Annotated in this window: 24 protein-coding genes and 1 tRNA gene; 10 read left to right on the top strand and 15 right to left on the bottom strand. The window is 69.6% G+C overall.

The genetic code is table 11. The features are described from left to right. The first annotated feature begins 46 nt into the window (after positions 1-46). The 3 genes from AB6A66_RS09365 (at position 47) to AB6A66_RS09355 (ending at position 2,306) form a co-directional block, all read left to right on the top strand. Positions 47-121 (top strand) — tRNA-Val (locus AB6A66_RS09365). An 84-nt stretch (positions 122-205) separates the two neighbouring features. Then, positions 206-331 carry a type B 50S ribosomal protein L36 gene (gene ykgO, locus AB6A66_RS09360; protein ID WP_371039234.1) on the top strand — a complete coding sequence of 42 codons (126 nt, stop codon included), beginning with the start codon at positions 206-208 and terminating at the stop codon, positions 329-331. 148 nt (positions 332-479) lie between these two features. Next, entirely contained in the window at positions 480-2,306 is a 1,827-nt protein-coding gene (locus AB6A66_RS09355; RefSeq protein WP_371055665.1) for a PHA/PHB synthase family protein, read from the top strand. A gap of 19 nt (positions 2,307-2,325) precedes the next feature. Here the strand turns inward: AB6A66_RS09355 and AB6A66_RS09350 are convergent, their stop codons facing one another. From AB6A66_RS09350 to AB6A66_RS09315, 8 genes are all read right to left on the bottom strand, one after another. Beyond that, a complete protein-coding gene (locus AB6A66_RS09350; RefSeq protein WP_371055664.1) occupies positions 2,326-3,561 on the bottom strand; it encodes a phenylacetate--CoA ligase family protein in 1,236 nt (411 codons plus the stop codon). A 15-nt stretch (positions 3,562-3,576) separates the two neighbouring features. Then, complete coding sequence (locus AB6A66_RS09345) at positions 3,577-4,398, bottom strand: ABC transporter ATP-binding protein (RefSeq protein ID WP_371055663.1); 822 nt, start codon at positions 4,396-4,398, stop codon at positions 3,577-3,579. A 115-nt stretch (positions 4,399-4,513) separates the two neighbouring features. Next, positions 4,514-5,800 (bottom strand): ABC transporter substrate-binding protein, encoded by a 1,287-nt coding sequence (locus AB6A66_RS09340; RefSeq protein ID WP_371055662.1) that lies wholly within the window; start codon positions 5,798-5,800, stop codon positions 4,514-4,516. A gap of 66 nt (positions 5,801-5,866) precedes the next feature. Continuing rightward, positions 5,867-6,943, bottom strand: coding sequence for a branched-chain amino acid ABC transporter permease (locus AB6A66_RS09335; RefSeq protein WP_371039240.1), 1,077 nt, complete (start codon positions 6,941-6,943; stop codon positions 5,867-5,869). Continuing rightward, positions 6,930-7,205, bottom strand: coding sequence for a hypothetical protein (locus AB6A66_RS09330; RefSeq protein ID WP_371039241.1), 276 nt, complete (start codon positions 7,203-7,205; stop codon positions 6,930-6,932). The genes AB6A66_RS09335 and AB6A66_RS09330 overlap by 14 nt, the downstream gene beginning before the upstream one ends. A gap of 4 nt (positions 7,206-7,209) precedes the next feature. After that, positions 7,210-8,196 (bottom strand): branched-chain amino acid ABC transporter permease, encoded by a 987-nt coding sequence (locus tag AB6A66_RS09325; RefSeq protein ID WP_371055661.1) that lies wholly within the window; start codon positions 8,194-8,196, stop codon positions 7,210-7,212. Positions 8,197-8,291: 95 nt separating this feature from the next. Beyond that, complete coding sequence (locus AB6A66_RS09320) at positions 8,292-9,050, bottom strand: ABC transporter ATP-binding protein (RefSeq protein WP_371055673.1); 759 nt, start codon at positions 9,048-9,050, stop codon at positions 8,292-8,294. Positions 9,051-9,175: 125 nt separating this feature from the next. After that, positions 9,176-11,152 (bottom strand): AMP-binding protein, encoded by a 1,977-nt coding sequence (locus tag AB6A66_RS09315; protein ID WP_371055660.1) that lies wholly within the window; start codon positions 11,150-11,152, stop codon positions 9,176-9,178. 204 nt (positions 11,153-11,356) lie between these two features. Here AB6A66_RS09315 and AB6A66_RS09310 point away from each other — a divergent pair, with 204 nt between their 5' ends. The 5 genes from AB6A66_RS09310 (at position 11,357) to AB6A66_RS09290 (ending at position 16,926) form a co-directional block, all read left to right on the top strand. Beyond that, a complete protein-coding gene (locus AB6A66_RS09310; protein ID WP_371055659.1) occupies positions 11,357-13,273 on the top strand; it encodes a PAS-domain containing protein in 1,917 nt (638 codons plus the stop codon). Then, entirely contained in the window at positions 13,270-13,971 is a 702-nt protein-coding gene (locus AB6A66_RS09305) for a response regulator transcription factor (protein WP_371055658.1), read from the top strand. The genes AB6A66_RS09310 and AB6A66_RS09305 overlap by 4 nt, the downstream gene beginning before the upstream one ends. A gap of 93 nt (positions 13,972-14,064) precedes the next feature. Continuing rightward, complete coding sequence (locus AB6A66_RS09300) at positions 14,065-14,718, top strand: histidine phosphatase family protein (RefSeq protein WP_371039247.1); 654 nt, start codon at positions 14,065-14,067, stop codon at positions 14,716-14,718. Positions 14,719-14,728: 10 nt separating this feature from the next. Next, complete coding sequence (locus AB6A66_RS09295; protein WP_371055657.1) at positions 14,729-15,784, top strand: saccharopine dehydrogenase; 1,056 nt, start codon at positions 14,729-14,731, stop codon at positions 15,782-15,784. Then, positions 15,781-16,926 (top strand): saccharopine dehydrogenase family protein, encoded by a 1,146-nt coding sequence (locus tag AB6A66_RS09290; RefSeq protein ID WP_371055656.1) that lies wholly within the window; start codon positions 15,781-15,783, stop codon positions 16,924-16,926. Before AB6A66_RS09295 ends, AB6A66_RS09290 begins: the two co-directional genes overlap by 4 nt. Before the next feature lie 13 nt (positions 16,927-16,939). On the opposite strand, the gene AB6A66_RS09285 is transcribed toward AB6A66_RS09290, so the two are convergent. The 5 genes from AB6A66_RS09285 to AB6A66_RS09265 all read right to left on the bottom strand — a co-directional run bounded on the left by AB6A66_RS09285 (position 16,940) and on the right by AB6A66_RS09265 (position 21,572). Further along, entirely contained in the window at positions 16,940-17,266 is a 327-nt protein-coding gene (locus tag AB6A66_RS09285; protein WP_371039249.1) for a DUF3775 domain-containing protein, read from the bottom strand. Between the two features lie 48 nt (positions 17,267-17,314). Then, a complete protein-coding gene (locus tag AB6A66_RS09280; protein ID WP_371055655.1) occupies positions 17,315-18,046 on the bottom strand; it encodes an SDR family NAD(P)-dependent oxidoreductase in 732 nt (243 codons plus the stop codon). A gap of 270 nt (positions 18,047-18,316) precedes the next feature. Continuing rightward, on the bottom strand, positions 18,317-19,525 hold the full coding sequence (locus tag AB6A66_RS09275) for an MFS transporter (protein WP_371055654.1): 1,209 nt from the start codon (positions 19,523-19,525) through the stop codon (positions 18,317-18,319). Beyond that, positions 19,522-20,280 (bottom strand): DUF1365 domain-containing protein, encoded by a 759-nt coding sequence (locus tag AB6A66_RS09270; RefSeq protein ID WP_371055653.1) that lies wholly within the window; start codon positions 20,278-20,280, stop codon positions 19,522-19,524. The genes AB6A66_RS09275 and AB6A66_RS09270 overlap by 4 nt, the downstream gene beginning before the upstream one ends. After that, positions 20,277-21,572: an NAD(P)/FAD-dependent oxidoreductase gene (locus tag AB6A66_RS09265; protein ID WP_371055652.1), complete on the bottom strand. Its 1,296-nt coding sequence runs from the start codon at positions 21,570-21,572 to the stop codon at positions 20,277-20,279. The genes AB6A66_RS09270 and AB6A66_RS09265 overlap by 4 nt, the downstream gene beginning before the upstream one ends. A 123-nt stretch (positions 21,573-21,695) precedes the next feature. On the opposite strand from AB6A66_RS09265, the gene AB6A66_RS09260 reads away from it, so the two are divergent. Together AB6A66_RS09260 and AB6A66_RS09255 are read left to right on the top strand one after the other, a co-directional pair. After that, the gene (locus tag AB6A66_RS09260) at positions 21,696-22,361 is read left to right on the top strand and encodes a sigma-70 family RNA polymerase sigma factor (RefSeq protein WP_371055651.1); all 666 of its coding nucleotides are present in this window, start codon (positions 21,696-21,698) and stop codon (positions 22,359-22,361) included. A gap of 8 nt (positions 22,362-22,369) precedes the next feature. Next, positions 22,370-23,029, top strand: a complete 660-nt coding sequence (locus AB6A66_RS09255) for a ChrR family anti-sigma-E factor (protein WP_371055672.1) — start codon at positions 22,370-22,372, stop codon at positions 23,027-23,029. Positions 23,030-23,047: 18 nt separating this feature from the next. Here the strand turns inward: AB6A66_RS09255 and AB6A66_RS09250 are convergent, their stop codons facing one another. Together AB6A66_RS09250 and mutL are read right to left on the bottom strand one after the other, a co-directional pair. Beyond that, a complete protein-coding gene (locus AB6A66_RS09250) occupies positions 23,048-24,217 on the bottom strand; it encodes a DNA recombination protein RmuC (RefSeq protein ID WP_371055650.1) in 1,170 nt (389 codons plus the stop codon). Beyond that, on the bottom strand, positions 24,214-26,070 hold the full coding sequence (gene mutL, locus AB6A66_RS09245; RefSeq protein WP_371055649.1) for a DNA mismatch repair endonuclease MutL: 1,857 nt from the start codon (positions 26,068-26,070) through the stop codon (positions 24,214-24,216). The genes AB6A66_RS09250 and mutL overlap by 4 nt, the downstream gene beginning before the upstream one ends. Between the last annotated feature and the right edge of the window lie 3 nt (positions 26,071-26,073).

Here is a 26,073-nt window from a genome sequence, read left to right as displayed (position 1 = left end):
CCCGCGCCCCGTTTTGTTTGGGGGCATGGAATCGGTGCCGGTTTTCGGGCGGTTAGCTCAGCGGTAGAGCACTACGTTGACATCGTAGGGGTCACTGGTTCGATCCCAGTACCGCCCACCACCGGCCGCTCCGCCCGCAAGGGCGGCCCGACACAACGGTCTGGCGCATCCGGAAGGCACGCGCCGCGCGAAGAAGGAGAGGACCATGAAGGTCAGAAACTCGCTGCGCTCGCTCAAGACGCGCCACCGCGATTGCCGCGTTGTGCGCCGCAAGGGCCGCGTCTACGTCATCAACAAGTCCCAGCCGCGCTTCAAGGCCCGCCAGGGCTGAAAGAACACCGGCCGCCGTCAGGTGGTCGCCGGGCCGCGCCGGCTGGCGCGGCCCGTTTTCATGTGCGCGGACGCGTCTTCTGGATGATGCGTCATGAAACTGGCATGTTCGGCTGGCACCAAGACGGAAACCAGCACGACAAGGCCCCATGCCCGACGACAAAGCACCCCGCCAACGATTTTCCCCGCCGCCCACGAGCGACGCGCAACGCAACCCGACGCCATCTCCCGCGCCGCGCGCGTCGCACCGCGCGCTCGATCATCCCCACGAGACGCTCGACCGCGCCACCCGCGCGGTCCTCGCGCGGCAGACCGGCGGGATATCCCCGCACGCGGCCTGGGCCGCCTGGGCGGACTGGGCCACGCATCTTGCCCGCGCGCCGGGCCGCCAGCTCGAACTCGTGGAGCGGGCCCAGCAGAACTGGTGGAAACTCGCAGGCTTCGCCGCCGCCGCGACGAACGCCGAGGCGTCACCCCCGTTCGAGCCGGGCTCCAACGATCACCGCTTCGGCCATGCCGACTGGGGCCGGTTCCCCTTCAGCCTCTACCAGCAGGGCTTTCTTGCGGCGCATGACTGGTGGGACCTCGCGACCCAGCCGATCCGCGGCGCGCGGCCCCAGAGCGCGAAGCGCGCGGGCTTCATGGCGCGCCAGATGCTCGACGCCGTCTCGCCCTCGAACATGCCCTGGCTTAACCCGGAGATCCTGGAGACCGTGCGCGAGACGCGGGGCCATGCCGTCCTCGACGGGGCGCGGCATCTCGCCCGCGACATGGGCGACGCGCTGACCGGAGAGACCAGCGAACCGGACTCGGAGTACCGCGTGGGCGAAACCCTCGCCTGTACGCCCGGCCAGGTGGTCTTCCGCAACGACCTCTTCGAGCTGATCCAGTACACCCCGCAGACCGAGACCGTCCAGGCCGAGCCCGTGCTCGTCGTGCCGGCCTGGATCATGAAATACTACATCCTCGACCTGCGCCCGGAGAATTCGCTCATCAACTGGCTCGTGGGCCAGGGCTTCACGGTCTTCGCCATTTCCTGGGTGAACCCCACGGCAGAGCACCGCGACCTGTCGCTCGACGATTACCGCCGGCTTGGCGTGATGGCGGCGATCGACGCCGTCTCGACCATCTGCGAGGGGCAGCGCATCCATGCCTGCGGCTATTGCCTGGGCGGCACGATCCTCTCCATCGCGGCGGCCACCATGGCGCGCAACCATGACGACCGCCTCGCCTCGATCACCCTTCTCGCGGCGCAGACCGACTTCTCCGAGGCGGGCGAGATCATGCTTTTCGTGGACGAAAGCCAGCTCGCCTTCCTCGAGGACATGATGTGGGACGAGGGCACGCTGGACAGCGATCACATGAGCGGCGCATTCCGCGCGCTGCGCCCCGAGGACCAGATCTGGACGCGCTGGGTGCGCCGCTACCTCATGGGCCAGGAGGAGCCCGACGCCGACATCCTCGTGTGGAACCGCGACACCACCCGGATGCCGGCGCGCATGCATTCGGAGTATCTGCGCGCGCTCTTCATGGAGAACCGCCTGACCGGAGGCCGTTTCGCGGTCGAGGAGCGGGTGATCGCGCTGCGCGACATCTCGGCGCCGATGTTCGTGGTCGGCACCGAGAAGGATCACATCGCGCCCTGGCACTCGGTCTACAAGGCGAAGCTCTTCACCGACACCGACATGCGCTTCGTGCTGACCTCGAGCGGCCACAATGGCGGTATCGTGTCGGAGCCCGGTCACCCGCACCGGCATTACCGGATCGGGCACCGCGCCCCCGGCGCGCACTACATGGACCCCGACACCTGGCTTGAATGCGCCGTGAAGGAAGACGGCTCCTGGTGGCCGGAATGGGCGCGCTTCCTGCGCGAGCAGGGCAGCGGGGCAGAGATCCCGCCCCCGCCGATGGGCGCGCCCGGCAAGGGGCTCCGCCCGATCGAGCCCGCACCCGGCAGCTACGTCTTCCAGCGCTGAGCCCCGCGCGCGGCGCGGATCAGTCGTATTTGCGCCGGTCCTCGATCACGAGGCCGTCGCGCGGCAGGCTGCCGGGCTGCACCACCTCGACCCGGCCGCGCATCTTCAGAAGTTCCGCGACGCTCGCCTCGAAGGCGGCGGGATCGCCGCCCTCGGCCTCGACCTGCACGGTCATCGCGTCCATCTCTCCCTCGCGGAGGGCGATGACGCGGGCCTTCGCGATCTCGTCGTGGCGCGCCACCAGCGCGGCCACCTGCTCGGGGCGCACGAACATGCCCTTGATCTTCGTGGTCTGATCCGCGCGGCCCATCCAGCCCCGGATCCGCATGTTTGTGCGGCCACAGGGGCTTTCCCCCGGCATCACCGCCGAAAGGTCGCCGGTCGCGAAGCGGATCAGCGGATAGTCGGGGTTGAGCGTGGTGACGACGACCTCGCCCACCTCGCCGGCCGGCACCGGGTCGCCGGTGCCCGGGGTCACGATCTCCACGAGGACATGCTCGTCGAGGATCATCCCCTCCATCGCCGCGCTCTCATAGGCGATGTTGCCGAGATCGGCGGTGGCATAGCACTGCAGGCAGGCGATGCCCCTGTCGGCGTATTCCTGGCGCAGCGACGGGAAGAGCGCGCCGCCCCCCACAGCCGCCCTCGTGAGCCTCAGCCGCTCGCCCATCTCGTCGGCCTTGTCGAGGATCACCTTCAGATAATCGGGCGTCCCGGCATAGGCCGTGCTGCCGATATCCGCCGCGGCGCGCACCTGAAGCTCCGTCTGCCCGGTGCCCGCAGGCAGCACCGCCGCGCCAACCGCCCGCGCACCGGACTCGAAGATCATGCCGGCGGGCGTCAGGTGATAGCCGAAGCAGTTCTGCACGATATCGTCCGCGCCCACGCCGCAGGCATGCAGGAAGCGGCCCATCCGCCACCAGTCATGCGCGTCACCGCCCGGCTCGTAGATCGGTCCGGGCGACTGGAACACGTGCGCGAAACCCGAGGCCGACCGGGTCGTGTAGCCGCCGAAGGGCGGGTCGCCGGCCTGTGCGCGGCCCAGCCGCGCCTTGCGCAGCACCGGCAGCGCGGAAAGCGCCTCGGCCGATGTGATCGCCTCGGGATCCACCTCCGCGAGCGTCTCGGCATAGCCCGGAAGCGCCTTCGCGCGGGCCATCTGCGCGGGCAGCGCCCCGGCGATCCATGCCGCGCGGGCATCGGCGCTCCGGGTTTCCAGCTCGTCGTAGTGGGTGCCTGTGCGGGCCGTGTCCATCGCCGTCTCCCTTGCTCAGAGCCACCGCTTGCGACGGCGGTAGGAGCGCACGTCGCGGAACGACTTGCGCCCCTCCTCGGACATGCCGAGGTAGAATTCCTTCACGTCCGGGTTCTCGCGCAACTCGTCGGCGGGGCCATCCATCACCACGCGGCCCGATTCCAGGATGTAGCCGTAGCGCGCGAAACGCAGGGCCACGTTGGTGTTCTGCTCGGCCAGCAGAAACGTCACGCCCTCGTTCTCGTTCACCGACTTCACGATGCCGAAGATCTGTTCGACGAGCTGCGGCGCGAGGCCCATGGACGGCTCGTCCAGCAGGATCGTCTCGGGGCGCGACATCAGCGCGCGCCCGATCGCCGTCATCTGCTGCTCGCCGCCCGAGGTATAGCCCGCCTGGCTCTTGCGCACCTGCTTCAGACGGGGAAAGTACTCGTAGACCATCTCGAGATCCTGCTGGATCGCCGCGGCCCCCGCGCTGCGCGTGTAGGCGCCCGTCAGCAGGTTTTCCTCCACCGTGAGATGCTCGAAGCAATGGCGCCCCTCCATCACCTGGATGACGCCGCGTTTCACCAGCGCGGAGGGGTCGAGATGCTGCACGCGTTCCCCGCGGTAGACGATGGAACCCTTGGTGACCTCCCCGCGCTCGGAGGCCAAGAGGCTCGAGATCGCCTTGAGCGTGGTGGTCTTGCCCGCCCCGTTGCCGCCGAGAAGCGCGACGATGCCGCCCTTCGGCACGGAAAGGCTCACGCCCTTCAGCACGAGGATCACGTGGTTGTAGATCACCTCGATGTTGTTGACCTCGAGGAGCGCCTCCTCCGTGCGGCCTGCGTCGAGCATCCTCGCCTCTCTCGTTTCGGGGCCGGTCGGGGCGGCGGTGCCGCCCGGCCGGTCCTCGCTCCCTGGATACCGGGTGCCCGGCCGCCCTTGCAGGCGGGCGGCCGGGGCGGCCGGTTCAGCTCTCGTTGCAGCGCAGATCGATGTCGTTCTCCGCGGCGAAGGCCATGGAGTCCTCCTCGATCAAGGGCTGCAGGATCTCGTCGTCGGGCGCGATGTAGTCGGTCAGCGCCGTCCACTCTCCGGCCGAGGCGTCCCATTGCTGGACGATGCCGCCGCCCGAGCCGCCGTGGTTCGAACAGGTCACGCCGAACTCGGGCCCGATCCCGGGCGCGCCCAGCGCCTCCATCTTCGCGGCCGTCATCTCCAGCGCTTCCATGCCGTCGCGCATCATCGCCGCGTCGATCTGGTCGGTGCCGTGGATCTCCTGCGCGGTCTTGGCCGCCTCGACGGCGAGCATGGCCGCATACATGCCGCGGGTATAGAGCACCTTGCCCACGTTGGATCCGTCGCCGGCCGCGAGGCCCTTGTCGATCACGTGGGTGCGGATGTCGGCGAAGACCGGGTAGTCCGCGATCCGGTTCATGTTGAGCGACTTGTAGCCGTCGGCGGCGGCGCCCGCGGGCGTCACGTCATGCTCGGCGCCCGCCCACCAGTTGCCGATGAAGTTCTCCATCGGGAAGCGGATGTTGGCGGCCTCCTGGATCGCGACCTGGTTCATCACGCCCCAGCCCCACATGATCACGTAGTCCGGCCGCTCGCGCCGGATCTGAAGCCACTGGCTCTTCTGTTCCTGGCCGGGGTGGTCCACCGCGATGGTCGTGAGCTCGTAGCCGTGCTTCTCGGCCAGGCTTTCGAGCGTGCGGATCGGCTCCTTGCCGTAGGCGGAGTTGTGGTAGAGCAGGGTGATCTTGCTGTCCGAAAGATCGCCGCCGTTCTCGTCCAGCAGGTACTTGATTGCCACCGAGGCCGCGTCCCAGTAGTTCGCGGGGTAGTTGAACACCCACTCGAACACCTCGCCGTTCTTCGCCGAGGTGCGGCCGTAGCCCATGGTGTGAAGCGGGATGCCGTCGGCCGAGACCTTGGGGATCAGCTGGTAGGTGATCCCGGTCGAGAGCGGCTGGTAGATCAGCGCACCCTCGCCCTTCGTGGCCTCGTAGCACTCGACCCCCTTCTCCGTGTTGTAGCCCGTCTCGCACTCGATCACGCGGGCGGGCACGCCGCCGATGCCGCCGTCGCGCTCGTTCACCATGGTGAAGTAGTCGCGGTAGCCGTCCGAGAACGGGATGCCGCCCGCGGCGTAGGGGCCGGTGCGATAGCTCAGGTCCGGGAACACCAGGTCGGCGAGCGCCGGCCCGGCGGCCATGCTGGCGGCAAGCGCCAGGGCAGTCAGTGTCTTTCTCATTGGGGTTCTCCTCCCTTTCGATCTTCGTTCAGTGACGGCGGCTCCTCTTCCGCCGTGCCCGCCCCCTCAATAGGGGAAGGGCCAGAGCCTCAGCTTTTCCTTCGCGAGGCGCCAGAGCTGGGCGAGGCCATGCGGCTCGGCCACCAGAAAAAGCACGATGAGCCCGCCCACGATGATGAGTTCCAGATGCGCGGCAAGGTCCGACGGCCAGCCGAGCATGCCCACCAGCACGTTCTTCAGGAAGACCGGCAACAGCACGAGGAAGGCCGCGCCCGCGAAACTTCCGAAGATCGAGCCGAGCCCGCCGATGATGATCATGAAGAGCACCAGGAACGACTTCTGGATGCCGAACGCCTCGCCCACCTCCACCGCGCCGAGATAGACGGCGAAGAAGAGCGCGCCCGCGATGCCGATGAAGAAGGACGAGACGGCGAAGGCCGACAGCTTGGCGGCGAGCGGGCTCACCCCGATGATCTCGGCGGCGATGTCCATGTCGCGGATCGCCATCCATTTGCGGCCCTGCGTGCCGCGGGTCAGGTTCCGCGCGACGATCGCCAGCACGGTGACGAAGACGAGGCACAGAAGATAGGCCGCCCAGGCCGGTGCCTCGGGTCCCGTGACGGCCACGCCGAAGACCGTGCGCTCCGGCGCGGTGATCTGCCCGGAGGCGGAGTAGTTGTAGAACCACGGCACCTTGTTGAAGAGCCAGACGAGGAAGAACTGCGCGGCGAGCGTGGCGACGGCCAGATAGAAGCCCTTGATCCTGAGCGAGGGCAGCCCGAACAGCACCCCCACCGCCGCGGTGATCCCCCCGGCGAGGACGATGTGAAGGACGATCGACACGTCGGGAAAGGCCGTCATCAGCTTGTAGCAGCCGTAGGCCCCCACCGCCATGAAGCCCCCGGTGCCGAGGCTCACCTGCCCGCAATAGCCCGTCAGGATGTTCAGCCCGATCGCCGCGATGGCGTAGATCAGGAACGGCAGCAGGACGGCGTTGGCCCAGTAGTCGTTGACGACGAACGGCACGACGAGGAACGCCACGGCCAGCACCGCGTAGTAGCGCCAGCGATCGAACCGGATCGGGAAGGTCTGACTGTCGGCGACGTAGCTCGTCTTGAAGTCGCCCGCCTCACGATAGAGCATCTCGAACCTCTCCCTGTTCCTGTGCCCTGGCGCGCGCCTGCGGCGTCAGCTGCTTCGAGGGTTTCGCGTAGCCCGTGGCCTCCGCCGCCCGCGCGAGCCAGAGCCAGCAGGTCACGCCCGTCGCAAGCCCGGCGAAGGCCAGCAGCGCCGCGACGGCGATCTGCCCGCCCGACAGCTCCCCCGCGGCGGCGAGGGCGAGGTAGCCGAAGGCCCAGAAGCCCGACCAGGCGACTACATTGGCGATGGCGATCAGCTTGCCCACGGGCTCAGACCCTCTCGATGATCTTCTCGCCGAACAGGCCCTGCGGCCGGAAGACGAGGAAGACGAGCGCGAGCACATAGGCGAACCAGTTCTCGGTTGCGCCTCCGACCATGGGGCCGATGAGGAACTCGAAAAGCTTCTCGCCCACGCCGATGATGAGGCCGCCGACGATCGCGCCGGGGATCGAGGTGAAGCCGCCCAGCATCAGCACCGGTAGCGCCTTCAGCGCGATGAGCGAGAGCGAGAACTGCACGCCCATCTTCGTGCCCCACATGATGCCGGCCACAAGCGCGACGATGCCCGCCAGCGACCAGACCATGACCCAGATGAAGTTGAGCGAGATGCCGACCGAAAGCGCGGCCTGGTGATCGTCGGCCACCGCGCGCATGGCACGGCCTTGCTTGGTGTATTGCGCGAAAAGGATCAGCAGCGTGACCAGCGCCGCGGCGATCAGCGTGGCCGCGATGTCGAGATTGTCGATGAAGAACCCGTAGCCGAACCAGGTGTAGGTCATCTCGTCGATCGTGGTGTTGATGCCCTGCGGCAGCCCGACGTCGAGGTTCTTGATGTCCGCGCCCCACATGACGTCGCCCAGCCCCTCGAGGAAATAGGCCAGTCCGATCGTCGCCATGAACAGGATGATCGGTTCCTGTCCCACGAGGTGGCGGAAGATGAGCTGCTGCACCGCCCAGGCCAGCCCCACCATGACGAGCGCGGTCAGCAGGATCGCGGCCAGCGCCGGAAGGTGCCAGCCGAAATGGTGGATCTCGGTTCCGAAGACGGCGTTGATGAGATGCGAGAAGGGCACCTGCCCGTCCATGATGCCGACCAGCGTCAGCGCCGCGAAGAGCGCCAGCACCCCCTGGCTGTAGTTGAATATCCCGCTCGCCTTGAAGATCAACACGAAGCCCAGCGCGACGAGCGCGTAGAGCACGCCGGCCATCAGGCCGTTCAGCACGACCTCGATGCCCCAGAAGAACTGTTCAGGCATCGCTCGCCTCCCTTGCCGTTCCCGACGCACCGCGCGCCACGCCCGCGGGACGGCGGGCGGGGCGATGGCGAAGCCGAGCGCCGTCCGTCCGTCGCTCAGTCATGGGCCACCCCCAGATAGGCATCGATCACCTCCTGGTTGTTGCGCACCTCGTCGGGCGTCCCGTCGCCGATCTTCTTGCCGTAATCCATCACCACCACACGGTCCGAGACGTCCATGACCACGCCCATGTCATGCTCGATCAGGGCGATGGTGGTGCCGAACTCGTCGTTCACGTCCAGGATGAAGCGGCTCATGTCCTCCTTCTCCTCGACGTTCATGCCCGCCATCGGTTCGTCGAGCAGCAGCAGCGCCGGCTCGGCAGCGAGCGCGCGGGCCAGTTCCACCCGCTTCTTCAGCCCGTAGGGCAAACGTCCGACGGGCGTCTTGCGGATGTGCTGGATCTCGAGAAAGTCGATGATCCGTTCCGCGTTCTCGCGGTTTGCCACCTCCTCGCGCTCGGCCGCGCCCTTCCAGAGCGCCTGCGCGAAGATCCCCGTGCGCATCTGCGTCAGCCGCCCGGTCATCACGTTGTCGAGGACGCTCATCCCCTCGAAGAGCGCGATGTTCTGGAAGGTGCGCGCGATGCCCTGCCGCGCGACCTGGTAGGGCCGCATCCACGGGCGCTTCTCGCCGCGGAACCAGACCTCGCCCTCCTGCGGCACGTAGAAGCCCGAGATGACGTTCAGCATCGAGGACTTTCCCGCGCCGTTCGGCCCGATGATCGCGCGGATCTCGCCCTCGCGGATGTCGAAGGAGATGTCCCTGATCGCGGTGACGCCGCCGAAACGCAGGGTGATGTTCTTCATCTCCATCACCACGCCGCCGATCGTGCGGCCATCGGCGGTGACATGGCCCGCGTCGCGGTGCGCGCCGCCCTCATGGGTGCTTTCATGCACCGTTTCGGCAAGATCGTCTCGGCTGACGACGGGATCGGCGCTCATTCCGCGGCCTCCTTCCGTGGCGCGCGCACCGGCACGACCTCCGCGTCGCGGATCTCCAGCGTCGCCTTGATCTTGCCCTTGCGGCCGTCCTCGTAGGTGACTTCCGTCTCGGTGTAGACGCTCTCCGAGCCGTCATAGAGCGCGGTCACGAGGTCGTCGAACTTCTCGCCGATGATCTTGCGGCGCACCTTGCGGGTGCGGGTCAGCTCCCCGTCGTCGGCGTCGAGTTCCTTGTGCAGCACGAGGAAGCGGTGAACCTGGCAGGCCGACAGCATCTCGTCCTCGGCGATGGAGCGGTTGGTCTCCTCGACGTGGTTCTGGATCATCTCCAGCACCCGCGGGTGGCCCGCCAGCTCCTGGTAGGAGGCGTAGGCGATGTTGTTGCGCTCCGCCCAGTTGCCGACGGCGCTGAGGTCGATGTTGACGAAGGCGCAGCAGCGGTCGCGGCCCGCGCCGAACACCACCGCCTCCAGGATGTTGGGGTAGAACTTGAGCTTGTTCTCGACGTATTTCGGCGCGAAGAGGCTCCCGTCCGCCATCTTGGCCACGTCCTTCGCGCGGTCGATGATGCGCAGGTGCCCGGTATCGGGCTCGAAGAAGCCCGCGTCGCCCGTGGCCACCCAGCCGTCCGGATCCTTCGTTTCGGCGGTGGATTCGGGGTTCTTGTAGTATTCGACGAAGACACCGGGGCTGCGGTAATAGACCTCGCCGTTCTCGCGCACCTCGACCTCCACGCCCGGGGAGGGCACGCCGACGGTGTCCGAGCGCACCTCGCCATCGGGCTGCTGGGTGATGAAGACCGACGCTTCCGTCTGGCCGTAGAGCTGCTTCAGGTTGATCCCGAGGGAGCGGTAGAAGTCGAAGATCTCCGGCCCGATCGCCTCTCCGGCGGTGTAGCCCACGCGGATGCGCGACAGGCCCAGCACGTTCTTGAGCGGCCCGTAGACGAGGATGTTGCCGAGCCAGTAGCGGAACCGGTCCCAGCCGCCCACGGGCTTGCCGTCGAGGATCGCCGGCCCCACCCGGCGGGCGTGCGCCATGAAGGCGTCGAAGATCCGCTTCTTGATCTTCCCCGCGTCCTCCATCCGGATCATCACGGTGGTCAGCTGCGTCTCGAAGATGCGCGGCGGGGCGAAATAGTAGGTCGGGCCGATCTCGCGGAGGTCGGTCATCATCGTGTCGGGGCTCTCGGGGCAGTTCACGCAGAACCCCGCCCAGTAGGCCTGCCCGATCGAGAAGATGAAGTCGCCCACCCAGGCCATCGGCAGGTAGGCCAGCACCTCCTCCTGCCGTGTCAGGGCATCGAACTCGGCGGAGGCCTTCGCCGTCTCGATGATGTTGCGGTTCGAAAGCACGACGCCCTTGGGCTTTCCCGTGGTGCCCGAGGTATAGAGCATCACGCAGATGTCGTCGTAGGTCAGCCGCGCGCGCCGCCGCTCCAGCTCCGGCGCGAACTCCTCTTCCGCGGCGCGGCCCTGATCCTGAACGTGGCTGAACTGGTGCAGCCGCGAATGTTCGTATTTCCGAAGCCCGCGCGGATCGATGTAGATGATGTGCTCGAGCTGGTGCAGGCGCTCCTGCACCTCGATAAGCTTGTCGACCTGCTCCTGGTCGGCGACGACGGCGAAGCGCGCGCCGCAATGCCCCATCACATAAGCCATCTCCTCGGCGACGGCGTCCTGGTAAAGCGGCACGGGCACCGCGCCCACCGACTGCGCCGCCACCATCGCCCAGTAGAGATAGGGCCTGTTGCGCCCGATGACGGCGACGAAATCCCCCTCCGCCACGCCAAGGTTGAGAAGCCCGAGGGCGAACGCGTCGATCTCGCGCGCGGCCTCGGCCCAGCTCCAGCCCTGCCAGATGCCGAATTCCTTCTCCCGGTAGGCCGGGGCATCGCCGAACGCGCGCACATTCCGCTCTAGTAGCGCCGGGATCGACCGAAGATCCGCCGCGCCCGCTGGTGTCGTCGCCAAGATGTCTCCTCCCAGTCCCGGGGTCGTCTCCGGGGCGCCGCCCTCCCAAGCGACGAGGTCATATCTGACCCGTGGGAAAGGCTCGGCGTCAACCTTTTCGGGAAAATGTCGAAATCCTTGCAAATTGTAACAGGCCCGCTGCGGAGGCCCTTTGCGCCCGATGCGTCCGGTGCTAGCCATTCCATCCGGGAGGAGAGGACGCCGATGGCCGAGCACGCGCGCGGCACCGAGGCCCTGATGATGGCGGGGCTCAACCTGATCCAGCAGGCGCTGTCGATCTACGACAGCGATCTGCGCCTTGCGGCCTGCAACCGCCGATTCCAGGAGATGTTCGACCTGCCGCAATGGCTGGTGGAGCCGGGGGCGCGCTTCGAGGACACGATCCGCCACCTCGTGACGCGGGGCGAATACGGACCCGTCGAGGACGTGGAGCAGGCGGTGCGCGACCGCGTCGACATCGCCCGCGCCTTCGAGCCGCATTACATGGAGCGTACCCGCGCCAACGGGCGCACCATCAGCGTCGAGGGCGCGCCGCTGCCCCAGGGCGGCTGGGTCACCGTCTACACGGACATAACGCCGGCCAAGCAGCACGAGGCGCTTCTGCGCGCGCGCTCGGCCGAGCTGTCGGACCGGCTGATCGCCCATTCCGAGGAACTCGCCGCCACGAACCGGCAACTCGCCGCCACGAACGCCGCGCTCGAGGAGGCGACGCGCCAGCTCACCGAGATGGAGGCGCGCACACGCCTCACCGCCGAGATGATGCCGGCGCACATCGCCCATGTGGACGGCGAGCGGCGCTACACCTACTCGAACCGGCGGCTGTCCTTGGTCATGCCGGGCCGCCCGCGCGACATCGTGGGCCGGCCCGTCGCCGAGGTTCTGGGGCTTCAGGCCCATGCCCGGATCCGCCCGCGCCTCGACGCCGCCTTCGAGGGGCGCGAAAGCGTCTTCGAGTTCACCGACGAGATCAGCCAGCGCCGCATCCGCGCGGCCTTCACGCCAGACCGGCGCGCGGACGGGATCGCGGGCGTCTACATACTTTCGATGGACGTGACCGAGGAGACCCAGGCGCGCGCCACGCTCCAGCAGACGAGGCGCCGGGAGATGGCGGCGCGGCTCACCTCGGGGCTCGCGCATGATTTCGCGAACCTGCTCACCATCATTCTCGGCAGCCAGGCCCAGCTCGCGCGGCGGTCGCTCGACACGGACGCGCGCGCGCTGGTGGAGGCGACGCTTTCCGCGGCGCACAGGGGCGGCACGCTGCTCGACCGGCTGGCCGATCTGACCGGCGCGCGGGACTGGCGCCCACGGCCGTGCGACACGTCCGCCTTCCTCGGCGATCTCGCGACGCTGGCGCGCGCCGCGCTGCCCGACGGCGTCGCGCTCTCGGTGGTGAACGGGCTGGAAGGGCGGCGGATCCTGCTCGACGCCGGGCTCGTCCAGGACGCGCTCCTCAACCTCATCCTGAATGCGCGCGACGCCTGCGGCGGCGCCGGGCGCATCTCGGTCGTGCTGGAGGAGGTGCAGGGGACCTGGGCCGAGTTCAGCGTCAGCGACACGGGCCCGGGCTTTTCCGATGCGGCGCTCGCCCGCGCGCTGGAGCCGTTCTATACCACCAAGGGCGGCGAGGGGTCCGGCCTCGGCCTCGCGATGGTCTACGACATGGCGAAGCTCGCCGGCGGGCGCGTGACGCTCGGCAACACCCTCTCCGGGGCGCGGGTGGCGCTGCGGCTTCCGCTTCGGCCCGCGCCGACGCTGGGCGATGGCCGGCTCGTGCTGCTGGTGGAGGACAGCGCCGATCTGCGCGCGTCGCTCCGCGCCATGCTGACGGGACTTGGCCACGCGGTCGCGGAAGCGGCCTCCGTGGCGGAGGCGCGCGCGCTTCTCGACGGCCTGCCGGAAATCGGCGCGGTGCTTTCCGACATCTCGCTCGCCGGTGCCGAGACGGGCCTCGACCTCGCCCGCGCGCTCGGCCCCGACGGCCCGCCGATCTGGTTGATGACCTCGCTGCCGCCCGAGGATCCCCGCCACCGCGAGGCGCTGTCGCTCGCGCCGGTTCTGGCCAAGCCCTTCGGGGTGGAGACGCTCGCCGCCGCGCTCGGCCCCCAGGCCGCGGCATGAGCGCGCCGCTCGTCACCATCCTCGACGACGAGCCGGCGATCCGCGCCATGCTCGCCACCGCGCTGGAGGAGGCGGGGTTCCGCACCATGAGCTTCGCCCGGGCCACCGAATTCGAGGCCGCGCTGCGCCAGTCCGCGCCGGATGTCTGCCTCGTGGATCTCGGCCTGCCCGACCGCGACGGGCTGACGCTCGTGCACCGGCTCGCGCTGCAAAGCGGGGCGGCGGTCATCATCATCTCGGGCCGCGCGCAGGTGCAGGACCGGGTCACCGGGCTGGAACTCGGCGCCGACGACTACATCATAAAGCCTTTCGACCCGACCGAGGTGGTCGCCCGGATCCGCGCGCGGCTGCGCAAGCGCGCGCCCGCGCCCGCCGCATCGGAGACGGCGCGCTTCGAGGGCTGGACCGCGCATTTCGACCGGTACACGCTCGAGGACGACGCCGGGACGGAAACCCCCTTCAGCCATGCCGAGGGCGAGGTGCTGCGGCTTTTCCTCGAAAGCCCGCGCCGGCTCATTTCGCGCGGGCACATGCAGGAAGCGCTCGGCGGCGCGGCCGGCGAAAGCTTCGACCGCGCGATGGATGTCCGCATCTCGCGGCTGCGCACCAAGCTGCGCGAGGATCCGCGCAACCCGCGCCTGATCAAGACGGTCTACGGCGCGGGCTACATCTTCCTCGGCGAGGTGCAGTGGGGCTGAGCCCATGCGAGGCCGCGCGGCGCTTTCGCCCAACGGTTTGGCAAGCCCCGCGAAATCGGCTAGGCGCTGTCGCCGGAACAAGGCGGGACCTTCATGGGCGAGATCATCCTGATTCGGCATGGCCAGGCGAATTCGGCAGCGGCGGACGAGGCGTCCTACGACCGGTTGTCGCCGCTCGGCCACCAGCAGAGCCAATGGCTCGGCAACCACATGCGCGAAACCGGCGAGACCTTCGACGCGGTGCTCACCGGCACGCTGCGCCGCCACCGCGAGACCCACACGGCCATGGGAGAGCTCGGCCCCGCCCCCGAGGCGGATCCGCGCCTCAACGAGATGGACTATTTCAACCTCGGCGACGCGCTGCGGCAGCACCGCGGCACGCCGATGCCGCGCAGCGACGAGGAGTTCGCCGCCCACATCACCGAGGTCATGCAGGCCTGGCACGACGCAGAGATCATGGGCAACGAGACCTTCAGCGAGTTCGAGCTTCGCGTCACCGACATCCTGCACGAGGCCGCGCAGCCCGGCCGCCGGGTGCTCTGCGTGACCTCGGGCGGGGTGATCGGCATGATCGTGCGCAGCCTTCTCGGCCTCGACCCGAAGAGCTTCGCGCGGATCCTGATGCCGATCCTCAACAGTTCGGTCCACCGGATCCTCGTGACCGACCACGGCACGATCCTTTCCGGCTTCAACGCCGTGCCGCATCTCGACCGGCCCGACCGCGCCCACGCGCGCACCCATTACTGACGGAGGCAGCATGGCGCATCTCTGGGTCAGGGCCGAGGAGCGGCCGAACGAGCGACGGGTCGGCATCACGCCCGCCGGCGCGGCCGACCTTCTTCGGCAGGGCATCCGGGTGACGGTGGAGGACAGCGCGACCCGGGTGATCCCGGCCGCCGACTACGCCGCCGCCGGCTGCGGGCTGGCCGAGGCCGGAAGCTGGCGGGAGGCGCCGCGCGACGCGCTGATCTTCGGCCTGAAGGAGCTGCCGGAGGACGGCACGCCGCTCGTGCACCGCCACATCATGTTCGGCCACGCCTTCAAGGGACAGCACGCGGGGCAACGGCTGCTCGCGCGCTTCGCGGCGGGGGGCGGGGCGCTCTACGACCTCGAATATCTCGTGGACGAGGCGGGGCGCCGGGTGGCGGCCTTCGGGTACTGGGCGGGCTACGCCGGCGCGGCGGTCAGCCTCACGGCCTGGGCCGCGCAGGCCCGTGGCGGTCTCTGCCCGCCGGTTGCGCCCCGCGACGACACGGCCGCGCTTCTGGACGAGCTGGGGCAGGACATGGCGGGCCTCGACGCGCCCTCGGCCATCGTGATCGGCGCGAAGGGGCGCGTCGGCACGGGCGCGGCCGACCTCTGCGAGGCGATGGGCATCGCGCCCATGCGCTGGGACATGGAGGAAACGGCCCATGGCGGCCCCTTCCCCGAGATCCTCGGGCACACGCTCTTCTTCAACTGCATCCTCGCGCGGCCGGGCACGCCCGTCTTCGTGGGGCGCGAGGCGCTGGAGGCCGACCGGGCGCTCCGGGTGATCGGGGACATCGCCTGCGATCCCGACAGCGACTACAACCCGATCCCGCTTTACGACGCGGCCACGAGCTGGGCCGCGCCGGTGGTGCGCGTACACGACGCGCCGCCGCTCGACGTCATGGCCATCGACAACCTGCCCTCGCTCCTGCCGCGGGAGTCCTCGGAGGACTTCGCGGCGCAGCTCTTGCCCTCGCTCCGGGCGCTCGACAAGCTGGAGAGCGGCGTCTGGGGCCGGGCGCGGGCGGAATTCGACAGGCATGTGAGGGAGGTGCAGGCATGACGATCCACTGGTGCGGAACGGGGCTTTCGGCGGTGCCCGGGCTCAGGCGGCTGATCGAGGCGGGCCACGACGTCCATGTCTGGAACCGCACGGCGGAAAAGGCGCAGGCCGCGGTGGGCGACCTGACCGACCGGATCTCGGCCTTCGACATCGACGCGCTCGCGGCGGCGCTGGAACCGGGCGACGTGGTGGTGTCCATGCTGCCGGGCGACTGGCACGTGCCGCTGGCCGAGCGCGCGATCGCGGCCGGGGCGGGCTTCGTCTCCTCCTCCTACATCTCGCCGGAGATGCGCACGCTCGACAGCAAGGCGCGGGCGGCGGGCGTGGCGCTCGTGAACGAGGTCGGGCTCGACCCTGGCATCGACCACCTGATGGCGCATCACCTCGTGGCCGAGTACCGCGCCTCGCCGGCCTTCGACCCGGAGAACACGCTCTCCTTCCTGTCCTATTGCGGCGGCATCCCGAAGCAGGCCAACGCCTTCCGCTACAAGTTCAGCTGGTCGCCCCTCGGGGTGCTGAAGGCGCTCCGCTCGCCCTCGCGCTCGATCCGCGACTTCAGCGAGCTTCGCGTGACCCGGCCCTGGGACGCGATCCGCCGCTACGACGCACCGTTGCCGCGCCCCGAGAGCTTCGAGGTCTATCCCAACCGCGACTCGCTGCCCTTCATGGAGGAATACGGCTTCGAGCCGCGCTGGAAGGTGAAGGAATTCGTGCGCGGCACGCTCCGGCTCGAAGGCTGGTCGGACGCCTGGGCCGACATCTTCCGCACGATCGAAACGCTGCCCGAGGGCGAGGAGGGCGAGACGATCCTCCGCGATCTCTCGGAACGGCTCTGGGCCGAGAATGCCTATGACGAGGGCGAGGCCGACAGGGTCGTGCTCTGCGTCTCGCTGCTGGCCGAAAAGGCGGGCGCGCCCGTCTGGCACAAGACCTACGTGATGGATGCCTGGGGCGACGCGCGCGGCACCGCCATGGGCCGTCTGGTCAGCCGGACCGTCGCGCAGGCGGTCGAGTCCGTTCTCGCGCGCGAGATACCGGCGGGCGTTTCCGCCGCGCCTTCGGATCCGCGCCTCGTCGCGCGCTGGCTGGAGGAGATCGACCGGCTGGCCCAGCACCTCGAGGTGGTGGACTACCTTCGCTGAGGGCGTGCCGCGCCTAGCTGTGCCCGAGAAGATCGTCCTCGTCGTCGGCGAGCGGCAGGCCCAGCGCCTCCATGCCCGCCTCGAGGTGATCGGACAGATGCGGCGTGCCGATGAGGTAGTCGGCGGTGGGCGTCGACGCCTCCGCCTCGGCGGTGCGGACCGCTTCCCCGAGTTCCTCGGCGTCGAAGGCGCCCCGGCCGATCCACATCACCGCCACGAGTTCGTATTTCTCGTCCTCGGGCAGGTTGTCGATGAAGGCGCGCAGCTCCGCCTCGGCCCGCCCGAGCTCGCGGTCCATCAGCACGACCTGCGCGACCTTGCGCGACGAAATGCTCAGCATCCTTTCTCTCCTTCCGGCTGGGCGGCGGCTGCCGCGAAGCCGCTCATGCTATGAGAAGACACGGTAGTAAAGCCAGTCCGGCAGAAAGAGGCTTCCCCGGAACAGAAGCGAGAAGAGCGTGGGAAAGTTGCGCGCGAAGCCGCCCGCGCTCATGTGCTCGAAGATCTCCCGCGCCGCGTGCTCGGGTTCCATCAGGAAGGGCATGTGGAACTCGTTCTTGTCGGTGAGCCGCGTGCGCACGAAACCCGGGTTGACGAGTTGCACCTCGACGCCCGTCTTTCGCAGGTCGCAATGCATGCTTTCGGCCAGCGCCATGACGCCGGCCTTCGAGGCGGCGTAGCCGATCGCGCCGGGCAGACCGCGGAATCCCGAGAGGCTGCCGGTCAGCACGATGTGGCCCCGATCGCGCGCCACCATGGCCGGCAGGACGGCGCCCACCGCGCGCACCGCGCCGGTGAAGTTCACGTCGGCCATGGCCTCGACCTGCTCGGGCTTCCACTCCTGCGACGGCATCGGCCAGTAGACCCCGGCGAGGAACACCATCCCGTCGATCTCTCCGATCTCGGCCGCCGCGCGCTCGAGGCTTTCGCGGTCGGTCACGTCCACCGGCACGGCCGAGGCGCGCCCAGGCAGGCCCTCCGCCAGCGCCTTGAGCTTTTCTGCGCTGCGCGCGGACAGGATGAGTTCCACGCCCGCCGCGCTCATCTTGCGCGCGAGCGCCTCACCGAGCCCTTCGCTCGCCCCGATCAGCCAGTAGCGTTTACCAGTCCAGTCCTTCACGCCGTCTCCTTTCCGTGAGTAGTCGCCGGTTCCGCCCGAACGGCCCAGCGGCTGCCGACCGGGTCCGCGTCGTTGTTGTCCGCCGCGCGGACCCGCCGGGCCGCAGCGGCTGCGCGCGCCCGGATGCTTGCCGCGGACGGACGGGTGCTGCCGCGTCGCATGCCCGTCTCGCATTTGTGCCAGCCCGGCTGCGCGTCCACAACATCCACGATGCCGGCGCGGGCGTGTCCGTCCGTGCCGGTCACGGCATTCGGGCGGGCGCTCATCGCCTCACTTCTCGTCGAGGGGCGCGGTGACGAGCAACCCCATGGCCAGGAGTTTCAGCACGCAAGGTACGCCCGCGTAGAGGAAGGTCAGCGTCCAGAGGGCGGTTTCGTCGTTCTCGGTGCCGGCCTCGAAACCCGCGGCCTCGAGCGCGGGCAGAAGCGAGACCGCCGCGATCGCCAGCGTGGCCTTCGACACGAAGGACCACAGCCCGAAGCCCTCCGCCGCCCCGGGCGCGACCACCGCGAGACGGCTCGCGAAGAGCGCGGGCAGCACCACCATGTCGGCGCCGAGCGCCGCGCCGGTGATCACGCAGATCACCGCGAAGGCCGGCCAGTCCCCCGCGCCGAGCCCGAGCGCGAAGATGAAGCCCAGGACCGACAGCGACATCGCGCCAAGAAGCACGCGCCGCGCCCCGTAACGGTCGGCCGCCACGCCCCAGGCGGGCGCCGCCCCGGCCGCGGCCATGAAAAACAGCAGCAGCAACGGCCCCTCGTAGCCCGGCGCCTGAAGGCGGCTTTCGACGAAGAACAGGAAGAGCGTGGATGTCACCGCCACGGGCGTCGCGTTCGCGAGCGCGACAAGCAGCAGCCGGCGCGCGCCCGGGTCAGCCAGCACGGGTCCGAATCCCCCGCCGCCCAGCGCGTCGCCGGCCGGGCCGCGCCATTCGCGCCGCATCGAAAGGCCCGCCGCCAGCGCCAGCGCGGCGAAAACCCAGGCGAAGACCGAGAATCCCAGCACGGCGGGGGCCACCGCCGCCGCGGAAACGCCCAGAAGCGCGCCGGTCTCGCGCCATCGCGCGACACGAAGATGCCCACCCTGTCCGAGGTCGTCCGCCTTGGTCACGCCTTGCGCGTAGAAGGCGATGGTCAGGAAGCTGAACGCGGAGAAGACGAATGTCAGCATCAGCGCGAACCACAGAAGCGGGGCCACCGGCGGCGTCACGCCGAAAAGCCCGACCATCGCCGCGCCGATGATGGCGACGCCTGCCGCGACGGCGATCCGCCGGCGGCCCCGCAGCATCGCGACGAGCCGACCGAGCAGCGGATCCTGCACCACGTCCAGAAGGCGCAGACCGAAGAGCACCGCGCCCAGCGCGGCAAGGCTCACGCCGTATTCGTCCACATAGACCTTCGGCGCGTGGATATAGAGCGGAAGCCCGGCCGCCGCGAGCATCGCGGCGAACAGGCCATAGGCCGGGAGGCGCTGGGTCATCGGGTGATCTCGGCCTCCGGCGGCTCGGGGCGGGAATGGAAGCGTGCGCCCTTCCACCACAGCTTCAGCGCCTGCCAGTGAATGAGCGCGAGCACCCTCCGCGAGCCGAAGGGCCGGCGCAGACCGGTACCGAGAAGCCGGCGGGTGGTCAGTGGGCGACGCGGCCCCGTCAGCGTGGCCAGAAGGCCGCCATCCTCCCGCAGGTAGTCGATCCACACGCCGACACGCTCGCGGGTTATGTCGAAGCGGAAAGTGTAGTCGCCCTCCACCGGCTGGAACGGCGAGACGTGGAAGATCTTGCGCGAGGTCAGCCGGTCCTCGGCCGCGATCGGGCGCAGGTCGTCGTGATGCACGAGATAGGAGTGACGGTCGCCGAAGGTGTTGTTGACCTCCGCGATCACAGCACAAAGCCGCGCCTCCGCGTCATGGCACAGCCAGAAGCTGACCGGGTTGAAGACGTGGCCCAGCACCCGCGGCTGCGCGAGCAGCAGCACCGGTCCCGGCAGATCGAGCCCGTGGGCGGCAAGCACGTCGCGCACCCAGGCCGCCCCGCGCCCCGCGCCCCGCGCCCCGCCGTGATCCACGTCCCAGAGCGAGACGAGGTTCCGCGCGTTGCGGGAAAAGAGCCGCGGCGCGGCAACCTCCGCCTCCGCGTCGAGCAGAAGGTAATCCACGCCGTAGCGGAACGCGTTGCGGACCTCGCCCTTCCGCCCGTGGAAGGTCTGCCCGGCGATATGCTCGATCCGCGCGGTCACGCCGCCGCGATCCCGGCGTCGCGGGCAAGGATCGTCCGCGCCACGTCATGGGCGCTCGACAGGCCGTCCTCGTGGAACCCGTTCTTGACCCAGGCGCCGCAGAACCATGTGCCGTTGGCGCCCTGGAGTTCGGGCAACCGCGCCTGCGCCTCGAGCGCCGCGGTGTCGTAGACCGGGTGCGCGAAGGTGGTCTCTTCGTGGATGAGCTCCTCGCGGATGGGGCGCGCGTCGTTCAGCGTCACGAAAAGCGGATCGTCCTCGGGGATCGGCTGAAGCGAGTTCATCCAGTAGCTCACCCCGATCCGCCCCTGCGGCCCGCCAGGGTCCTCGGTGTAGTTCCACGACGACCAGGCGAGCCGCCGGCGCGGCATCACGCCGGTGTCGGAATGCAGCACCACGCGGTTGGGCTGGTAGCCGATGCGCCCGACCGTGGCGCGCTCCTCGGCGGTCGGATCCGACAGAAGCCGCATCGCCTGGTCCGAATGGGTGGCGAACACCACTTCGTCGAACCGCTCGGGTGGGCCGCCGGGCACCGCCACCTCCACGCCGCCGGCATCCCGGCGCACGGAACGCACCGCGCAGCCCTTGCGGATGTCCACTCCCTGGCCGCCGAGCGCCGCCTCGAGGCGGCGGACATACGCGATCGAGCCGCCGGCCACGGTGTACCACTGGTGCTGTCCGGTGATCCCGAGCAGGTGGTGGTTGCGGAAGAATTCCAGCATCGCGCGGGCCGGGAATTCCAGTATCTGCGCCTTGGGCACCGACCAGATCGCGCCCGAGAAGGGCAGCAGGTAGTAGTCGCGGAACCAGCGGCCCGAGCACAGCCGGTCGAGCAGGCCGCCCACGGTCAGCCCGGCCTCCTGCGCGGTGTCGTACCCCCGCGCGTTGAAGCGCAGCACGTCGCGGATGAGCCGCCAGTAGCGCGGGTCTGCGAGATTGCGGCGCTGCGCGAAAACCGACCCTAGACTGGAAAGACCGTATTCGAAGCGCCCCCCGTCGATCGAGACACCGAAGCTCATGCGGCTTTCCGTCACGGGCACGTCGAGGTCGTCGAACAGCCGGGTGAGAAGCGGGTAATTGGCGTTGTTGAAGACGATGAATCCCATGTCCACCGGCTGGTCGCCGCGCTTGCCCGCGAGCACCGTGCGCGCATGACCGCCCAGCCGCGGCTCCGCCTCGAAGAGCGTCACGCGGTGCGCGTCCGCCAGGTAATGCGCCGCGCCCATGCCGGAAATGCCTCCGCCGATCACGGCGATCCTGCGGGGGGTGGTGGGGGGCTGCTCGAATGGCATGGGGGGCGGACTCCGTCTATTGGGTTGTCTTGTGCACTTCATTACGGTGATCTTGGCCGGGCCGATGACAAGGAATCTTTCGGCCCGGGTGATCCACCGCTTTCGGCGACCCGTAATAAAGGTATGTTTACGGATGTCGACACACTCGACCACGCATTCACACCGCCTCCGGCGCCTGTGCTTTCCAGCTTTCCGGGCGGGCGCGCCGATGCAGCGCGGGCCGCGATCGTGACGGGTGCGGGAGACGCCAAGAGCGATGCCGCCTGCGACTGGACCGCGCATGTCCATCGCATCCGGGACACGCGCGATCAGGGCGCCTTCGCCGAGCTTTTCGGACATTTCGCCCCGCGCGTGAAGGCGTTCCTGATCCGGTCGGGCGCGGATGCCGGCCTTGCCGAGGAATGCACGCAGGAAGTGATGGCGACGCTCTGGCAGAAGGCGCACCAGTTCGACCCGGCCCGCGCCAGCGTCGCCACCTGGGTGTTCACGATCGCGCGAAATCGCCGGATCGACGCGCTGCGCCGCCAGCGCCGCCCCGAGCCCGAGGATCTTCCCTGGGGGCCCGAGGCGGACCCCGACCAGGAAGAGGTGGTGACGCTCCAGCAGGAGACGGACCGCCTGGCCGAGGCGCTGCGCGCGCTGCCGGACAAGCAGAGATACCTGATCGAGCGCGCGTATTTCGGGGAACTCAGTCACACCGAGATCGCCGCCGAGACGGGCCTGCCGCTCGGCACCATAAAATCGAGAATTCGCCTGGCGCTGGAGCGCCTGCGCCACGAAATGAAGTGACCATGCCGATGAGTGCCAAGATCAAGCATCACCTGAGTCCGCAACTGCTGATGGCTTACGCCGCCGGCGCCCTGCCCGAGGCCTTCGATCTCGTGGTGGCGTCGCACCTGTCCCTGTGCGACGCCTGCCGTGCCGAGGCCGAGAGTTACGAAACCCTGGGCGGCGCCGTACTGGAAAACGAGAACGCGGTGGCGCTCGACGAGGACAGCCTCGCCGCGACGCTGCGCCTGATCGAGACGGGTCTTCCCGAGCCTGCCGAAGCTGCCATACCGGAGGCCGCGCCCGGCGAGGCGTTGCCCGCGCCCGTTCGGGTCTATGTCGGCGGCGGTCTCGACGACGTGCGCTGGCAGAACATCGGCCGCGGCGTTAAGCAGGCCCTCCTGCCCATGACCGGCGAGGCGCGCGCGCGGCTTCTCTACATCCCCGCAGGCATGGCGGTTCCGGATCACGGGCACAGCGGTGCCGAGGTCACGCTCGTCCTGCGCGGCGCATTCAGTGACGAGAGCGATCGCTTCGGGCCGGGCGACGTCGAGATCGCCGACGAGAAGCTGCACCACAGCCCCGTCGCCGAAGAGGGCGAGGATTGCATCTGCCTCGCGGTCACCGACGCCCCCTTGCGGTTCTCGGGCCTCGTGCCGCGGCTCGCCCAGCCCTTCCTGCAAATCTGATCCCGGCCGGCGGTCCGCTCACTCCGCCGCGTCCGGGGACGGCGGTCCAGCCGCCGCCTCATCGATCGGGTCGTCGAACTCGAACCGGTCGAGCCGGTGCGCCCGGGCGGCCGCCTTCTCCGCGCTCAGCCTGATCTCGGCGACGTCCCGCGCCGCCTGTCCGAAGTGACGGTCGAGATTCTCCACGCGCTGCCCGAGCCGGGCCATGTCCGACCCCAGCAGCGACAGTTCCCGGCGGATCCGCGCGGCCTCGGCGCGCAGCCGCGCGTCCTTCAGGACCGCGCGCATGGTATTGAGCGTGGCCATGCAGGTGGTGGGCGACACGATCCAGACATGCGCCGCGAAGCCCTCCCGCACGAGGTCCGGGAAGTTGCCGTGAAGCTCTGCGTAGACGGCCTCGGACGGCAGGAACATCAGCGCCCCGTCGGCCGTTTCGCCCTCGACGATGTATTTCTCCGCGATCGTGCGGACATGGGCGCGCACGGCCTGCCGGAACGCTTGCGCCGCGCGCTGCGCCGCCTCGCGCGTTTCCGCGCGCCGCAGCGCCTCGTACGCCTCGAGCGGGAACTTGCTGTCGATGACGATGGGCCCGGGCGGGTGCGGCAGGTGCACGAGCGCATCGGGCCGCGCGCCCGAGGCAAGCTTGCCCTGCACCGAATAGCTGTCGCGCGGCAACGCCTTGGCGAGGATGTCGTAAAGCTGGATCTCGCCGAACGCCCCGCGCGTCTGCTTGTTCGACAGGATGTCCTGCAGGCCGAGCACATCGCCGGAAAGCTGGGCGATCTTCTCCTGCGCGCGGTCGATGGTCTTCAGACGCTCCTGAAGCTCGCCCAGCGAATGGGCGGTGCGCCGCGCGCTGCCCGAGAGGCTCTCGCCGATCCGCTCGTTCACCTGCGCGAGGCGCTCTTCCATCAGGCGCAGCGTCTCCGTCTGCGAGCGGGCCTGCGCCTCGGCGACGTGGGTCAGCCCGCCCGAAAGCCGGTGCTGCCCGTCGCCCAGTTCGCGCACCCGCTGGCCGAGCGCGCCCAGTTGCCGTTGAAGCGGCTCGACCGTGCGCGCCGCCCGGCCCGCGGCGCGCGCGGTCACGACCAGCAGCCACAGGGCGAGCAGGAGAAGCGCCGCCCCGCCGATGAGCGCGAGGGCGAGGGGGTCGTCAAGCGCCACGGCGCGGTCGCCGAGCTCGATCATCGCCGTCCGAAAAGCCGCTCGATGTCGGCAAGCTTCAACTCGACGTAAGTGGGCCGCCCGTGGTTGCACTGGCCCGAAAGCGGCGTCGCCTCCATCTCGCGCAGCAGCGCGTTCATCTCCTCGGCCCGCATCCGCCGTCCCGCACGGATGGAGCCGTGGCAGGCGGCGCGGCTCAGCACCGAGAGCAGCCGCGTCTCGACCGCCTGGCTTTCGCCCTCGTCGGCCAGCTCGTCGGCCACGTCGCGCACGAGCGCGCGCGCATCCACCGCGCCCAGCGCGGCCGGGGTCGCGCGCACGGCGATGGCGTCGCCGCCGAAAGGCTCGAGCGCCAGCCCGAGACGGGACAGATCCTCCGCCGCGTCCAGAAGGCGCGCCCGGTCCGGGCCGGCCAGCGACACGATCTCGGGCATGAGCAGGGCCTGCGACGCGACATCCGCCTCGGCGAGCTGGCGCTTCAGCCGCTCGTAGACCAGCCGCTCATGCGCCGCGTGCTGATCCACGATCACCACGCCGTCTTCCGTCTGCGCGACGATGTAGGTCTCGTGAAGCTGCGCGCGCGCGGCGCCGAGCGGCAGCCGCTCCGCGGGCGCCGCCTGCGCGGTTGGCGCGTCCTCGGCCACGTCCTGCGGCGCGTCGATCCGCGCGCTCCAGTCGTCCGCCATCTCGGCGAAGCCCGGTGCCTGGGCCATGTAGGAGGCGGCCCGCGCCCCGGCGGAGGGCCGGTCCATCTGGTAGCGGGGCGCGGCCGGCGCTTCGGGCCGCGCCGCGCCGAGCGCCGCCCCCGCCACGGTGGTGGACGCCCGGTGCCCGGCCTCGGCCAGCGCATGGCGAAGCGCCGAGACGATTAGCCCGCGGGCCACGCCCGGGTCGCGAAAGCGCACCTCCGTCTTGGCGGGATGCACGTTCACGTCCACGAGCCGCGGATCGCAGTCGATGTAAAGCGCGGCCACCGCGTGGCGGTCGCGCGGCAGCACGTCCATGTAGGCGGCACGCAGCGCGCCCACCAGCATCCGGTCGCGCACCGGGCGACCGTTCACGAAAAGATACTGCGCCACCGCCGCCCCGCGCGAATAGGTGGGCAGCGCCGCGTAACCGCGCAGCCGCAGCCCCTCGCGCTCGGCCTCGATGGGAAGCGCGTTTCGCAGGAAATCCTCTCCGAGCACTGAGGCGAGCCGCCCGGCAAGCGCGTCGAAAAGATCGCCGGTCTCCGCGTCGGCGCGGAAGCTGACCCGCCCTTCGCCGCCACCCGTCACGTCGCGCAGCGTGAAGCCCACGAAGGGTTCGGCCATGGAGAGGCGGCGCACGGCGTCGGCGATGGCCTGCGCCTCTGCGCGGTCGGTGCGCAGGAACTTCAGCCGCGCGGGCGTCGCACGGAAGAGGTCGCGCAGTTCCACCACCGTGCCGCGGTCGAGCGCGGCGGGCCGCACCGGGCCCATGTCGCCGCCCGTGACGGTCAGCGACGCGGCCTCCGCGCCCTGCGCCCGGCTGGTGAGCGTCAGCCGGCCAACCGCGCCGAGCGAGGCCAGCGCCTCGCCGCGGAACCCGAAGCTGCGGATATCGAGGAGGTCCGACCCGTCGATCTTGGAGGTGGCATGACGCGCCACCGCGAAGGGAAGGTCGTCCGCCGTCATGCCGCAGCCGTCGTCGCGGACACGGATCAGCGTCTTGCCGCCGTCGGCCTGGGCGATCTCGATCCGCCCGGCACCGGAATCGATCGCGTTCTCCACAAGCTCCTTCACCGCCGAGGCGGGCCGCTCCACGACCTCGCCGGCGGCGATGCGGTTGATGGCGGCCTCGTCGAGCGCACGAATGACCGGGCGCGACGCGGTTATCTTGTGGCTGAACTCGTTCATTCA

The sequence above is a fragment of the Rhodosalinus sp. K401 genome (genome assembly GCF_041365735.1).
GTDB lineage: Bacteria > Pseudomonadota > Alphaproteobacteria > Rhodobacterales > Rhodobacteraceae > Rhodosalinus.
The sequence above is the reverse complement of the archived record's forward strand: the minus strand, read 5'-3'. Positions and strand labels throughout refer to the sequence as shown.